15 protein-coding genes are annotated in these 14114 nt (G+C 45.1%); 6 read left to right on the top strand and 9 right to left on the bottom strand.

The annotated features are described in order from the left end of the window. Positions 1-60: 60 nt before the first annotated feature. Complete coding sequence (gene yegD, locus VJL_RS08295) at positions 61-1413, top strand: molecular chaperone (RefSeq protein WP_038877141.1); 1353 nt, start codon at positions 61-63, stop codon at positions 1411-1413. A gap of 229 nt (positions 1414-1642) precedes the next feature. On the opposite strand, the gene VJL_RS08290 is transcribed toward yegD, so the two are convergent. Beyond that, positions 1643-2119, bottom strand: a complete 477-nt coding sequence (locus VJL_RS08290; RefSeq protein ID WP_038877139.1) for a copper chaperone PCu(A)C — start codon at positions 2117-2119, stop codon at positions 1643-1645. Positions 2120-2204: 85 nt separating this feature from the next. Then, entirely contained in the window at positions 2205-2666 is a 462-nt protein-coding gene (locus VJL_RS08285; RefSeq protein ID WP_038877137.1) for a hypothetical protein, read from the bottom strand. A 375-nt stretch (positions 2667-3041) separates the two neighbouring features. Here VJL_RS08285 and VJL_RS08280 point away from each other — a divergent pair, with 375 nt between their 5' ends. Continuing rightward, complete coding sequence (locus tag VJL_RS08280) at positions 3042-4082, top strand: hypothetical protein (protein WP_038877135.1); 1041 nt, start codon at positions 3042-3044, stop codon at positions 4080-4082. A 65-nt stretch (positions 4083-4147) separates the two neighbouring features. Here VJL_RS08280 and VJL_RS08275 read toward each other — a convergent pair whose 3' ends face one another. The 3 genes from VJL_RS08275 to VJL_RS08265 form a co-directional block, all read right to left on the bottom strand. Next, positions 4148-4444 carry a hypothetical protein gene (locus tag VJL_RS08275; RefSeq protein ID WP_038877133.1) on the bottom strand — a complete coding sequence of 99 codons (297 nt, stop codon included), beginning with the start codon at positions 4442-4444 and terminating at the stop codon, positions 4148-4150. 117 nt (positions 4445-4561) lie between these two features. Then, on the bottom strand, positions 4562-4897 hold the full coding sequence (locus VJL_RS08270; protein ID WP_038877131.1) for a hypothetical protein: 336 nt from the start codon (positions 4895-4897) through the stop codon (positions 4562-4564). Between the two features lie 122 nt (positions 4898-5019). Beyond that, complete coding sequence (locus tag VJL_RS08265) at positions 5020-6201, bottom strand: DUF5666 domain-containing protein (RefSeq protein ID WP_038877129.1); 1182 nt, start codon at positions 6199-6201, stop codon at positions 5020-5022. A gap of 89 nt (positions 6202-6290) precedes the next feature. On the opposite strand from VJL_RS08265, the gene VJL_RS08260 reads away from it, so the two are divergent. The 4 genes from VJL_RS08260 (at position 6291) to VJL_RS08245 (ending at position 10686) form a co-directional block, all read left to right on the top strand. Next, positions 6291-6959, top strand: a complete 669-nt coding sequence (locus tag VJL_RS08260; protein ID WP_038873507.1) for a response regulator transcription factor — start codon at positions 6291-6293, stop codon at positions 6957-6959. Further along, positions 6931-8172, top strand: coding sequence for a sensor histidine kinase (locus tag VJL_RS08255; RefSeq protein ID WP_038877127.1), 1242 nt, complete (start codon positions 6931-6933; stop codon positions 8170-8172). The genes VJL_RS08260 and VJL_RS08255 overlap by 29 nt, the downstream gene beginning before the upstream one ends. Positions 8173-8328: 156 nt before the next feature. Next, on the top strand, positions 8329-9258 hold the full coding sequence (locus VJL_RS08250; protein WP_038877126.1) for an SRPBCC family protein: 930 nt from the start codon (positions 8329-8331) through the stop codon (positions 9256-9258). A gap of 138 nt (positions 9259-9396) precedes the next feature. Continuing rightward, complete coding sequence (locus VJL_RS08245; RefSeq protein ID WP_038873495.1) at positions 9397-10686, top strand: alkaline phosphatase; 1290 nt, start codon at positions 9397-9399, stop codon at positions 10684-10686. An 82-nt stretch (positions 10687-10768) separates the two neighbouring features. On the opposite strand, the gene VJL_RS08240 is transcribed toward VJL_RS08245, so the two are convergent. The 4 genes from VJL_RS08240 to VJL_RS08225 all read right to left on the bottom strand — a co-directional run. After that, positions 10769-11212 (bottom strand): serine protease external chaperone, encoded by a 444-nt coding sequence (locus VJL_RS08240; protein WP_038877124.1) that lies wholly within the window; start codon positions 11210-11212, stop codon positions 10769-10771. A 12-nt stretch (positions 11213-11224) separates the two neighbouring features. Next, positions 11225-13003, bottom strand: coding sequence for a S8 family peptidase (locus VJL_RS08235; RefSeq protein WP_038873500.1), 1779 nt, complete (start codon positions 13001-13003; stop codon positions 11225-11227). A gap of 256 nt (positions 13004-13259) precedes the next feature. Further along, on the bottom strand, positions 13260-13595 hold the full coding sequence (locus VJL_RS08230) for a hypothetical protein (RefSeq protein WP_038877121.1): 336 nt from the start codon (positions 13593-13595) through the stop codon (positions 13260-13262). A 9-nt stretch (positions 13596-13604) separates the two neighbouring features. Next, positions 13605-14114, bottom strand: a 510-nt coding sequence (locus VJL_RS08225) for a GGDEF domain-containing protein (RefSeq protein ID WP_038877119.1), incomplete at its 5' end; no start/stop codon positions are given.

Genomic DNA, 14114 nt, shown 5'->3' with positions numbered 1-14114 from the left:
CTAGAATTTCCACGACTGTTGAGGTAGGATTGCCGACCTTTTTTGTCAGTGGGAGGACTTATGTACATCGGTTTTGACTATGGCACCGCAAACTGTTCGGTGGCGAAAATGGAACAAGGTGAGCCTCAGTTGCTTAATCTTGAGGGGAGTAGCCCTTACATTCCTTCCACCCTTGCGTCACCAACGCGTGAATCGGTGTCTGAACACCTATTTCGTCATCGTAATATCAAGCCTTTTGATAAAGTGGGTGAGCAAGTTCTGCGTCGCGCTATAAACTTCAACCGCGAAGAGAGCATTGAACTTGAGCCTGAAGATATGGCGTTTGGACAAGCAGCGCTGAATCGTTACTTAGAAGATCCTCGCGATATTTACTATGTGAAGTCACCGAAGTCTTTCTTAGGTGCATCTGGCCTGCGTGACGTTCAGTTAAGTTTCTTTGAAGATCTAGTGTGCGCCATGATGGACAACATCAAGTCGCAAGCTGAGAGCGATGCGCAGCAAATCATTACTGATGCGGTGATTGGTCGTCCTATCAATTTCCACGGACGTGGAGGAGAAACGGCGAACATCCAAGCAGAAGGTATTCTCTTAAGAGCAGCAAAACGTGCTGGCTTCCAAAATGTTGAGTTTCAATTTGAGCCTGTTGCCGCGGGTCTGGAATATGAAGCGACGCTAACGGAAGATAAAACCATTCTGGTGGTCGATATTGGCGGTGGTACGACAGACTGTTCTTTGATTCAAATGGGACCATCTTGGCGTGGTAAAGCGGATCGCACAGCAAGTCTGTTGGCGCACAGTGGCCAGCGTGTCGGTGGTAACGATTTGGATATTGCATTGGCGTTCAAACAACTGATGTTCCCATTTGGTATGGAGAGCAAGATGGAGTCGGGCATCGTTATGCCAACCACACAGTTCTGGAACCCAATTGCGATCAACAACGTAGAAGCGCAGAGTGACTTTTATTCTCGTGAGAACCTTTCGGCGTTGAAACTTCTGCACAAGCAAGCGCAAGAGCCACAAAAGCTTGCTCGCTTGTTAGAGGTTTACCATGAGTCTCTGGGTTATAACATTGTCCGTCGTGCGGAAGAGGCGAAAGTCGCGCTTTCTGAACAAGCGTCTTACCATGCGGGCATTAACTTGTTGTCTGAGTTGATTGAAGTCGATGTTCAACGTGATGAGATGATTGAAGCGATTGAATCACCGAAGAATAAGATGACAGCGTTAGTAACAGAAGCGGTAGAGCAAGCGGGCGTAAAACCGGATGCAATCTTTATGACCGGCGGCTCGGCACGTTCACCTATTTTGCGTGATGCAGTGCAGACAGTATTGCCAAATATTCCGGTGGTGAGTGGTAACTACTTTGGTTCGGTAACCGCAGGTCTAGCGCGCTGGGCAGAGGTTTGCTTTAAGTAAGACTGAGTTAGCTGTTAATAGATTCCTGATCTCGCCTAGGCTCGTCGCAGTGACGAAGGGTGATGTGTTGAGCACTAAGCCACTCAAACTTTGATAGAAGACTAAATGGGGTCACTCCCTAGAGCGGGGCACGAGCGAGTAGGGAATCTCTCAAGTACACATAATTAAAGTCTTAAGTACCAAAAGCAAAAGAGCCCGCTGAAGTCGCGGGCTCTTTTCGTTTAAGCGATTAATGGTGGTGCGTGTGCTTTTCCATGTGGTCTTTTTTCTCAACCGCCATTTCTACTTCCACTTTACCTGCTTTTTTGAACGTCAAAGTCACAGGGAAACGGTCGCCTTCTTTTAGCGTTTGGGTTGGGTTGAAGATCATGAGATGGAAGCTGCCTGGCTTGAATTCCACTTTCTGCTGAGGCTCTACCACGACTTCATCAATCTTAATCATCTTCATCATGCCGTCTTCTTTGGTGTGAGTATGAATCTCTACACGGTCAGCAATCGGTGTTGAAGCTGCAATCAGCGCGTCATCAGCATCATCTAGGTTACTTAGCTGGAAGAAACCGCCAATTACTGGCGCATTTGGTGGTGCTTCACGACTCCAAGGATGATCGATGTGAATCTTGCCTGCTTCGTATTCGTGAGCGAGACTCAGTGGGCTCGCTAATAGAGCAATAAGAGCGAAGGCTGTGGTTTTCATTGTTTTAAGCATTAGTGTTTTCCTTTTGAAATTTTGCTTCTCCGAATCGTTTGTTCGATCGGATTAATTGTTATTGTTGTGCGCCACATGCAGAGCATTAGGCAAGGAAAGCACGAGGTGGTGATTGTTTTGGTGCGACGTGTTTATACACTTGTCGACCACATAGGGCGAAGTCGTAGGATATTAATGTGTGCTTGCGGCGTCGCAGCCAAAAGATGGTGGCAAGAAAGAGCCCTAACGCAACGGAGATAAAGAATTGAGCGGCTTGCAATAACGGACATTTAAATTGGATGCTGTCGTGCAGATTGAGATCTTGAATGAAGTCTGAGTTGGGAAGTGCATTCGCTTGAATTAACTCGTTAACATCGACCCATTTAAAGCCATCTGCAGTACACAGTAGCACCTTCTCATCTTGTACTTGGTTGAGCCAGTTTTCACCGTGAATTTGCGTAGGGTTGAGCGCGACGGTGGATGTCAGGTACAACTGAAACAGCACTGCGATGATTATCGCTACTGCGCTTACAGTTGGTTTTCCTGATTGTATTTTGACTGTTTCCATACGACGCGATACTTCATTGTTTCGGCGCGGGATACTAACAAATGAGCGTTAAATTGTAACTGGTAGTTTATAAAAAGGTGATGTGAGTGTGTTTTATTTGTTTTGTGGATTATTGTTCTAAAGATAAATATCTAAAATTGCGTTGCTCACAGCACAGCTTAACCTGTTGGCTTGCTGAATGGTGCGGATTTGATTGGTGATTTTACGTGCTAAAATCGCGCTTATTCGATTCAAAGTGACTATCTATTCTTCACTTGTTTTCCATTAACGGAATTATGACAGTAATTTAATAAAGGATACGGTATTCTCCGCACCTTTGTAGTTGCCTGAAGCGCCCGTCATATAAGGGTTGCGGAATCTTAAGAAATTTCTCCAATGAAATACGAACAACAGATCGGATATCGATATCCTAAAGGTCGCTTTGCGATGGTGAGCGTGTATGCGTTTACTGGTGCAGCGATTTTAGCATCGACTATTTTCTCTCTTTTACTGTTTTTGTCGATTGATGAAAACCCAATGATGCAGGCGCTATTTGGCGGTTTGGCCATCATATTTGAAGCGGGTAAATTTTACGCTTGGTATGAATACGGTGAGCGTCGTGCCCATCGCAACTACGCAGGTGCCTTAACGGCATTGGTGTTTTATTTGGTTCTCGCTGCCATTTCTATTGGTGGCAGTATTGGTGGTATCAACAGTGCGACCAACAGTGCACAAAGCCATATCTCGGTAGAGCAGGCAAAAGTTGAAGCCTACAACCGTCAGATTGCATCAATCGATAAACAGATTGAACTGAACAACATGGCGGCGCAAAAGTACATCGAAATGGAGCGTATCGCGACAGGTGTCTCTCGTATTCAAGAGCAAAACAAGAAATTGCGTGAAGAACAGCAACGCCTAGCGACGGAACGCGACAGCTTACCGCCAGTAGCGCAAGGTTCGGTGATCGGCTTGATTGACAGCTTGGCGAAAGCATTCGGTACTACATCGTCTCAAGCGCAGCTGAGTTTGGTGGTCTTCTTATCAATCTTGTTGGACTTCTTCGCAGCGTTTTTCGTTGGATTGATTGGTGAAGAGAACCGCTTCCGTCATTACTTCCGCAGAAACGATGGTATTACGCTAGCGAACGTTCGTGATATTGAACTCGAACCGGCGGGTTACTTACCTCATATTAAAGAGGAAGAACAACCTGAAATGTCTGTGCCAATTGAGCCAGAAGAACCAAAGACGTTATTAGAACAAGTGAGTGATGCGCTAAAAGGGCATCAAGTGACATGTACTAAGAAAGCCGTCGCGAAGCAGTTCCGACTTTCAGCAGAAGAAGTTGATAAAGTATTTGAAGAATTGGCTGAGCTTGGTTTAGTCGGTAAGAAAGCGAATCACCATTACCATTGGATTGGTCAAGCTGAAGCGGCTTAAGCATTTCGAGCGAAAAACAAAAGAGCGTCCATCTGGGCGCTCTTTTTGTACGCGGAAACACAGCATTAATCCGTGATGATTTTCTTGGTTGTGTTCTTAAGAGGTTTCTTTTCTTTTTCTGGCATTGCAGCATCAACTGCTTTACCTGCAATCCCCTCATCTGGCAGAGCGTCTTTGCCCGCTTCTACGGTGGTATCTTTCAACGCTTCTTTTGGGGTACAACGACCACCAACACCAACAACCGCTTTGGTTGCCGTTGCTTTCGCGGCTTTTTCAGCATCACAGTCGGGGTCCATTACGCCTGCATAGCTGGCTGTAGAAACAAACAAGAAAAGAAGGAGGGCCAGATTACGTATTTTCATTCCAGTTACCGTATTTATGTAAACATGCATTAAGTGTAACTGAGGGATTCTGATTTGCAGGAAAAGAAAAGTGCCGCCAAAGCGACACTTGTGGGTTTCTGTTGTAATTTCGGAAGTTTAGTCGTTCGCGAGCTCAATTTCTCTTGCGATATTTTGATCACCTACAACCACACCATCAACCTCAATCGTTGCACCATCTAGGTTGGCTTCCTGTACTCCTTCGAGTTGAGTATTGCTATCAATCACGACGGTTTTGGTTTGAAATTCAGGCCCATGCTCGTTTTGGCAAGCAAGAACAAACGTTCGGGAGTCTGCGTTATAGCTGTTTACTAAACCGGCGCACTCAAAAGATTCAACTCGCTCTGGTGTTGCATCAGCCTTTGTTGCAGCAAAACTGCTTGCTGAAGCACAAGCGCTGAAAATCATCATTAGAGGCAGTGTTATTTTACGCATTATTAATCCCTCATTTGGTCATACGTATCTGTTGTAAAGAGGATAGAAGAAAAGTCGATACGGGAGGAAAAGAAGCATCAAATTGTGATGCTTCTTAAATATTTGCTTGTATTTACATTACGTTAGTCGTCGTGACTTTCTGCTTCTACTTCACGTGCTACGTTTTGGTTGTTGATGATCACACCTTCAATTTCGACTTTAGTGCCGTTTAGATTGTGCTTTTCTAAGCCTTCAAAGCGAGTTTGAGCGTCAATCACAACGGTGTTGTTGGACATGACTTGGTCTGCATCATTTTCACAGCGTGAAACTTGGAACGTTTCCGTGTTTACGTTGTAGTTTGTTACCACACCTTCACATTCAAACTCTTTACCTTGCCAGTTACTGTCGTGGTCACCATCAAAATCTGGGCCGTCGATCTCGACTTCGGTCGCCGTGCGAACGCCATTTTTCATTACAGACGTTACTTCAACTTCTTGGCCTTGTTTCAAGTCGGTTTTAGTCCCGTCTTCAAAGCGGGTCGCGTTATCGACAACGAAGTTACCACGGTAGTTTAGTGAGAATTGGCTGTAGTCATTAGCGACCCAAGTAACAATGCCTTCTACGTCGTTATCACCGATCAAGCTGTCGTAGTTTTCGACTTCAACTTCTGTAGCCATGAAAACATCGCCTTGCATCGTACCTTCGGCTTCTACCCATTCGCCAACGCTCAAACCATCAACTCGGTCATAAGAGACTGTGATGTTCGCACCTAGTTTGAATGTACCGTTATTGGTGTCAATGCTTGAGATACGACCTTCAATTTCATCAGGACCGTTGTAATCGAAATCAAACTTAACGACGGATAGCACTTTGTAGCCCGCATCAGCGGTTGGTAGTGAAGACACCATAACCCAGTCGCCTTGGTCGATTTCATCACTTAAACCTTCAAAATGAAGTTCAACACCGTTTACCGTGAACGTTTTGTTTATGTGGTCAATCGCGGTCACCGTGCCAGTCATGGTCGGTTCTAGCGTAACAACAACCGGTTCCTCTGTTGATTTTTCTGTTCCAGAACCCACTTGAACCATCATGTTTGGCTGAACGGCGCCAAGGTTGGTTTCTTTTGAACCATACATGACTTCAGAAACGCGGTAGGTGTAGCCATTTACTGTAATGGTGCTTTTCGCTTCGTTTACGGACTCAACCGTACCAATCGCTGAGCTTGGTTTTGCTGCCGGTTGAGGTGAAGAGCTGCCACCGTCACCAGAACCACCACAACCCGATAATGCCATGCCCACTGCGGCTACAAGCGCTAATTTTTTCATGATTTATACCTGTTTTTGAAAGCTTATTTATGAATTTGGTTGTATCTTATGATGCGTATCGTGAAGTGTTCGTGAAGAAACGTGAGCCTATGAAAATATTAATTGTCGATGATAATCACAATGTTTCAGAAACTATTGCCGATTATCTGGAATTGGAAGGGATGACGATAGATTGCGCTTATCATGGAGAGGCCGCGCTAAATTTAATTCAAGAAAATCATTATGATGTGATCATTATGGACATCATGATGCCGAAACTTGATGGCATCAGTACCGTCCATAAACTGCGTCAAGAGTATCTATGTGGTACGCCGATATTATTTTTAACCGCCAAAGATACGTTAGACGACAAAGTTGCCGCGTTTCAAGCTGGGGGTGACGACTATTTGATGAAGCCATTTGCAATGCAAGAGTTGAGTTTACGTGTGCATGCACTGGCAAATCGAGGCCCGAGACAAGATGTTGGCACGCTCAAATTTGCCGACATTAGTTTGGATGTGCGTACCGACCAAGTCACAAGAATGGGTAAAGCACTCAAACTGAGTCGTATTCAAACTAAGATCTTAAAACTGTTATTAAAGCGGGCTCCGGCATCGGTATCTCGAACCGAAGTTATTGAGGATGTCTGGGGGGATGAACCTCCGGGCAGTGATGCGTTGCGTAGTCATATTTACGGGCTAAGAACTGCACTTGACAAAGGGTTTGATGATTCTAGATTAGAGACCATTCATGGACAAGGTTACCGACTTAAAGCATAAAGATTACCCAAGCATTTATCGCAAAATTCGTTGGGGTTTTGGCCTTATGACGTTTGCGATGTTTACGTTGTTTTGGTCATTAATTTATGTGGCAGAGAACAAACTGGAAGTGTTGAGCTTGCATCACTGGCTCGATACTGAAGTGGTTCTATACAAAGAGAATTACAAAAAGCAGGGTTGGGATGCCCCTTTGCCAAACGTGATGGAGTTTGATTCCTACTGGAGCAAAGCTCCGACACCTGATTGGTTGCTGTCGTTTAAGTTTCCAGGCTTCTATGAATACCTATTAGGTGAAGAGGATAAGCACTTTGTTGTCTTCGAGCACCCATCTGGTGAAGGATTGATGTACATCGTCTTTCAAGATGATTCCGATGATTATCTGGATGAGTACGAAAGCTCGTTGCATCAGTTTACTTTTTTCTTGGGTGGCTTGTTTTCCATCATCATGGTTGGCTACGGTGTTTACATGGTGCGAATTCTTTCTCGTCCACTGGCTAAAATTGAAGGCAAAATCGGCTGTATGCCGCCGGACCAACCCGCGTTTGAAGTCGATACTAAGTTCAGTGAAACCCGACATATTGAGCAAACTTTGCTGGACAGTAAAAACAACATCGCAGGTTACTTCCGACGAGAGCAAGAGTTTAGCCGATTTGCATCACACGAACTTCGAACGCCCATCATGGTAATAAAAGGCTCTGCAGATATTTTAAGCCGAGTGCCAGATCAACCACGCGTCGCGCAAAAAGCCATTGCGCGTCTTCAACTGGCCAGTGAAGAAATGCGGGTTCTAACGGAAGCTTTCTTACTGTTAGGGAAAGAGAATGTTGAGCCGCAGCACTACGGCGACCATGAATTGATTATTTGCCTCAATCAACAGCTAGAAGAGCTTGCTCCTCTGTTTGCTAAACAAGGTGCAGAGTACCAGTTAAGTGAAAAAGACAGTGGTGTGGTGCATGCGCCTGAGAGTTTTATCACCATTGTGATCAATAACCTGATTAAGAATGCATTCAGCTACAGCGTTGGTGACATCGAGATTGAACTGAATAGCACTCAATTGGTGGTTGTGAATCGCCATGATGGTAATGAGACCTACAATGCCGGTTATGGCTGTGGGCTTGTGATTGTGCAACGCATCTGTGAGCGCATGAGTTGGCCGTTTGAATTAGAGGATGATGGTGTAAGGTTTACGGCCAAAATCGACTTTGTTTCCTGATTGAGCACTTCGATTAGGGGAGTGCTTCGAACGGTGTGAATAACGAAAAGCCAGAGATTTCACTCTGGTTTTTTGTACCTAACTGCCAGTGAAAAAAGAAAAAACACTGATATGAATTAGACTCTAGGGAGTGGAAGGGAAACTCAAGGAGCGACTATGCTTTCGTACCACGTAAGTAAGAGCGTTGAAATCGAAAAGACGCAAAGCGAGATTATCGATTACCTCAAAGATTTTAAGAATTGGCCGGAATGGTCTCCTTGGCTTATTTTAGAGCCGGATTGCGAGCTAACTTACAGCAATGAGCAGGGGCTGGTCGGTTCCGGCTATCAGTGGAACGGGAAGCGTGTTGGTACTGGGGCTATGGTCTTAGAGAGCACACAAGAACATCGTTTAGATATGGAATTGCACTTTTTCCGCCCTTTTAAAAGTCATGCGAAAGTGACGTTAATCGTCACGCCATCAGAGAAAGGATCTGTGGTGGAATGGCAGATGCAATCAAGCGTGCCGTGGTTTTTATTCTTCTTGAAAGGCATGTTTAAAAGCATGATTGAGATGGACTATGAACGTGGGCTGCGCATGCTGAAGCGCCAATTAGAGACCGGAACTGTCTTATCTGAATTGGTTGAAGTCGGTAGTCGTCAGCAAAATGAAATTAACTACATTGGCTTAACGGGTTCCGGCATGATGAATGATCTGGGACCAATCATGCAAGATCACATTGAACGATTATTTGACCTCGTAGAAAAAGAGAAGCTACCTGTGACCGGGGAGCTCTTTTGCTATTACTTATCCATGGACATGAAGCGTGGATACTTTGAATTTATTACCTGTTTACCAGTTAAAGCTGGCGTTGCCGCGATGAGGGATTTTGTTGCGGGAACCATTCCTGCCAGTGACACCTTTGTTGTGGAGCATAAAGGTGAATATTGGTTTCTGGGTAATGCGTGGTCAATGGCGATGAGTGTGACTCGGCATGATGGTGTTAAAGTGAAAAACAAACCTTTAGGTATTGAACGCTACTTAAACAGTCCGCATGATACTGAGCAGGCTGAGCTGCGCACTGAGGTTATCTTATTTAAGAAATGATGTGCGTTGTAAAACTATGAACTAACGCCATGTTTCATCCTAACTGCATGATAGTATTCGTTAATGCTTTAACATTAGAACGATACTCAAGTTGATGAGTGCCATATTGGCATCATCGCATTATGTCATGGATGAGATATGAAACTGAAAACCCCTCTAATAACTGCCTGCTTATTTGCCAGTCCTGTCTTTGCCAGCGAGGCGCCTAAAAACATCATCTATATGATTGGTGATGGGATGGGACCTGCCTTTACCTCTGCCTACCGTTATTATCATGATGACCCAGCCACAAAAGAGATTGAGCCGACGGTGTTTGACTCGATCTTAGTTGGTATGGCAAAGACGTATCCTGATGACGTCACCTATGTTACTGACAGTGCAGCAAGCGCGACGGCACTGAGCAGTGGCATTAAGAGTTATAACGGTGCTGTGGCGGTTGATGTCGATAAAAAGCCAGTTAAAACCATGCTTGAGATGGCAAAAGAGCAGGGGATGACGACTGGATTAGTTGCAACGTCACAAATTAATCACGCCACGCCAGCGAGCTTTGCAGCTCACAATGAATCTCGTCGAAACTATGATGAGATTGCCAATGACTACATTGATAACAAAGTCGATGATCAGTTACCTGTTGATTTATTACTTGGTGGCGGTGTGCGTTATTTTGAACGTGAAGATCGCAATTTGGTTGAAGAATTTAAACAGCAAGGTTACCAGTACATTACCGATTTCAAAGACCTTCCTGCATTGCAAACTTTACCTGCGTTAGGCCTGTTCGCAGATAAGGCATTTCCATTTGCGCTTGATGAGAATCCCACTCGTCTAGAGGAAATGACCAACAAAGCTCTCTCACTGCTGCAACGTCGAGATAACGGTTTTTTCGTTATGATTGAAGGCAGTCAAATTGATTGGTGTGGCCACGCGAACGACATTGCGTGCGCGATGGCAGAAATGGATGACTTTGCCAAATCGATTGAATTGGCGAAAGCTTATGTCGATGCGCATCCAGACACTTTGTTGGTGGTGACGGCTGACCACTCCACAGGCGGTTTAACTATCGGTGCAAATGGACAATACCAATGGGATACAGAGGCGATTAAAGGAGTTCATCAAACTGCATGGCCCTTAGCGATGTCATTAGCGCAGTCTCACGATATGATCAAAACATGGAATGCTTCTGTGGATTGGGAATTGTCGAAAGAGCAAGGTAGACAACTCGCTTATGCGAAATTAAGTGAAGAACCAGCGAAAGCGCTTTATAAAGAAGTGAAAGACATCATCAACAAGAAGAGTTTTACTGGTTGGACGACGAAGGGCCATACCGCTGTTGATGTTCAAGTGTTCGCTTACGGGAAAGGGGCTGATAAGTTTGTGGGCTCACAGAACAATACCGATATTGCCAAGAAGTTGATCGGGTTTATTCAATAAATTAGATTGAAGCTGATTAGTAAAGAAAATGCCTCAGCGATTGCTGAGGCATTTTTATCAGCCAACTTCTCTTGCTAGAGAATTATTGTGCACGGTATTTACCGCTGTTTAGTTCAATTTTAGACGCTTTTACGCGACTGTCCGCATTTAGGTAATCACTGATGCCAAGAAGATCTTGGCCTTCTGATGCTTTAAACACCGCGGATTCACCTTGTGCGAAGACAACTTCAAGTTTCAGCTCCTTTGCTACAGCCTTTGCATCCGTAGGACTTTTTACTGTTACAAAGATAAGGCCTGTGGCTTCAGATACGTTACTAAACGCGTTCTTAAACACCTCATCACCTGCATGCAGTTCAGCGGCTTCAGATAAGTTATCGACTGATAGCTTACGGTAGTCTTGGCCGTTAACTTCTAACGCGTCAGAAGCGACGAATAGCTCAGGAGTTGGTTGCTCTGCCAATTGCTGTGCACTTGCAGTTGCCGCCATTGTTGAAAGAGCCAGAATAGAAAAAGTCATAAATTTCATGTGATTGACTCCTTAGTGACCGAAGATGCGCATAGACCAGTTTTTTATAACCCCTGGTTGTGCGTTGTTTGCCATCGGTACATCATAGATAGCAGAAGAGTTGAAATATGCAATGAATGAGAATACTTCATCACCGTTGGTATCGATCGCGCGTAGCGTCCATTCGCCTTTCGCATTCTCACCGTAGAACTGGTTCGACAGCATTAGTTGGTTTTCATAACCTGCCACTGTTGGATCAAGTGATTGACCAACAAGGCCGTTGCGAGGCGTTTGTAGAACAGAACGCGTACCTGCTGGAGAAATTAGTTCAATTGCCAAATCTGGTAGGCGTGAGTGTTCCAGCGTTAGCTTAACTTGAACAGACTCAACCGTTAAGTCTTCAGTGATCGCAACAGCAGAAGAGCCGCCCGTTAAGCTTGCATCTGGAACGCTCACTTCAGTTGCATTGTTTGCCCATGGCGTAATGACTTGTGCAGGTAGAACGTTGTTTGTCATACGTGCACGCTTCATTGCTTCATCTAGGTTAACGGCACCAAAACCATAGAAGGAATGGAAATCAACGCCCGCTGCGTTTTTTTGCCATGGTGAAATAGCTTCATAACTGACAACTTCACCTTGGTTGTTGACAAATTCAAGTGCAACACCTGGGTGATCTTTGTCCGTGACACTTGCTGTTTCTGCAAGAAGAGCACGAACATCACGAGCTGATAACGCGTGGTTTGTCGACATGATTGCGGCAATCGCACCAGAGGTGTTTGGAGCAGCAGAAGACGTACCATTCATCGTGCTGGTGTAGTTACAGTTTGGATCTTGCTCTGTACCGCCATGCAAGCCATTAATACCCAAATCTGCGCTGGTGTTTTGACCTTCTTCACAGCCCATTAAATCCGTTGTTACCATTGCTGGAAAGTCTTGGCCGTATTCACCCGCTGGTGCAGCAACCCAAACGTTTGTACCTACAGACGAGTAACTTGCACGTGTACCATCGGCACGTAATGCACTAGTGACTAGGTTGTAGTAACTTGCGTTGTCATAAGACTGCTGTGAGTTGTGCATTGGTAAGCCTTTGTTACCACCACCGGCGAAGAAATCGCCTGGAAGAACGAAGAATCGGCCAGTATTGAAGTAACGATAACCGTTACCTGCAGACTTAACGAAGACTGCTCCACGGCCCCATGCGTTACTTTCACTCACATCTTTCATTACATCCATTTCGAGTTTGAACTGAGGATCATTCTCGTCGAATGGAATAGGGGTAAGTGGGCTAAAGCCATAACTTTGGTTGAATACGCGCACGTCGCTGGTAGACGCGTCTGCACCGTGAGAAATTAACCAACCTTCAAGCGTTTGGTTAGCGAGCCAGTTAAAGCCCATCAAAGAAGAGCGAGAAGCGACACCGCGAACGCCTTCACCGTTATTACCGACAGCACTGATCAAACCGGCAACGGCAGTACCGTGACCATTTGCATCGACTGGGTAGTCGGCTGGGAATGAAGAGTCTTCAACAAAGTTTCTGCTGCCTGTGACTACGTTACCTGCAAGGTCTGGGTGGTCGATTTGAACACCAGAATCGATAACGGCAACTTTCACCCCAACGCCAGCAATACCCATTGCTTGTGTCAGGTTGGTGTTTAAATCGTTACCCGCAACCGCAGGATTGGCCGCGAACGCCGTTTGTCCTGTGTTGTTTAAGTGCCATTGCTCTGAATAGAGCGGATCGTATGCCGAGACGGCAGGAGAAATACCTACTGCCAACATCGCGGCGAATAGGCGATTAATGCGTGTTTCCATTTGTGACCTCATTGTCTTTGTTTGGAATTTTTGTCCCTGTTCGATACTCCTTTAAACAGGTCTAAACAAAGCTAGCGGTTAACTAAGGAGACGAAAACTGTTTACATCTTATTTACGTTCATTTTTCGACGCACGACATTATCTTGACGTTAACTGCTTGAAGTCACTTGGGATTCTAGATATTTGACTGGAAGATAGCGTGTTTAAAAAGCAGGAAAACTAGAGTAATTTCCTGCTTTTTATGGAATGGGGTGATTTATATGGCAGGTTGTATGGTTGCCTCAGATTCTGTAGGGGCTTGTTCTTTACGAGACAGCAGACCGTCAACTACCTTTTCAACATAAAACTTCTTAAATTCTTTATCGCACCATTTCTTGTTCAAACCGCGACGGTTGAATTCAGCACCGATTGCTACTCGAGTTTGATTTGTGGCGCGATTGTAGTAGAGCGTTTCGCATAATTGCATGTTACTCATTTGCTGAGCGTACACATTAACACTGCTACTTCGCATTCCAAGTTGGGAAGCTTGTTGGTTACTGCATGCAGCCAAAAAGAAAGGGGCAAATGCAGCAAGAATCCATATTTTTTTCATTGTGCTTTTCTATGACGTCGAGTGAATTTTGTGCTGGTTACGACCAGCTTGTTTGGCATCATACAGAGCTTGGTCCGCGGCAAAGAACCACTTATCCCACTCTTGTTTGATCGATTGAGCGCTTAACTCGTTGACCGCGCCGAGAGAGATTGTGGCGCTTAGCGACTGTGAGTCAACCTCTAGATTGTTGTTTTCTACTGCAAGTCTCAAACGGTTGAGTGTTTTTGCACAGTCGTCGACGTGACGGATTTCGAACAATAATACAAACTCTTCACCACCCCAACGAACTAAAAGATCGCCAGAGCGTGTCGCCTCATCCAAAATAGTGGCGACATGTATCAGCATCTTATCGCCTAAGTCGTGCCCGTATTGGTCATTGAACGATTTGAAGTGGTCGATATCAATGACCGCTAAGGCAAACTTTCTATCTGGACTGCGACGAGCCATATTTTCCAACCAGCTAGGAAGGTAGCGGCGGTTATGGACTTTAGTTAGCGGGTCTGTTGTGTTCTGTTGCGC

It is taken from the genome of Vibrio jasicida CAIM 1864 = LMG 25398, assembly GCF_000400365.1.
In the GTDB taxonomy this organism is placed as follows: Bacteria; Pseudomonadota; Gammaproteobacteria; order Enterobacterales; family Vibrionaceae; genus Vibrio; species Vibrio jasicida.
The sequence above is the reverse complement of the archived record's forward strand: the minus strand, read 5'-3'. Positions and strand labels throughout refer to the sequence as shown.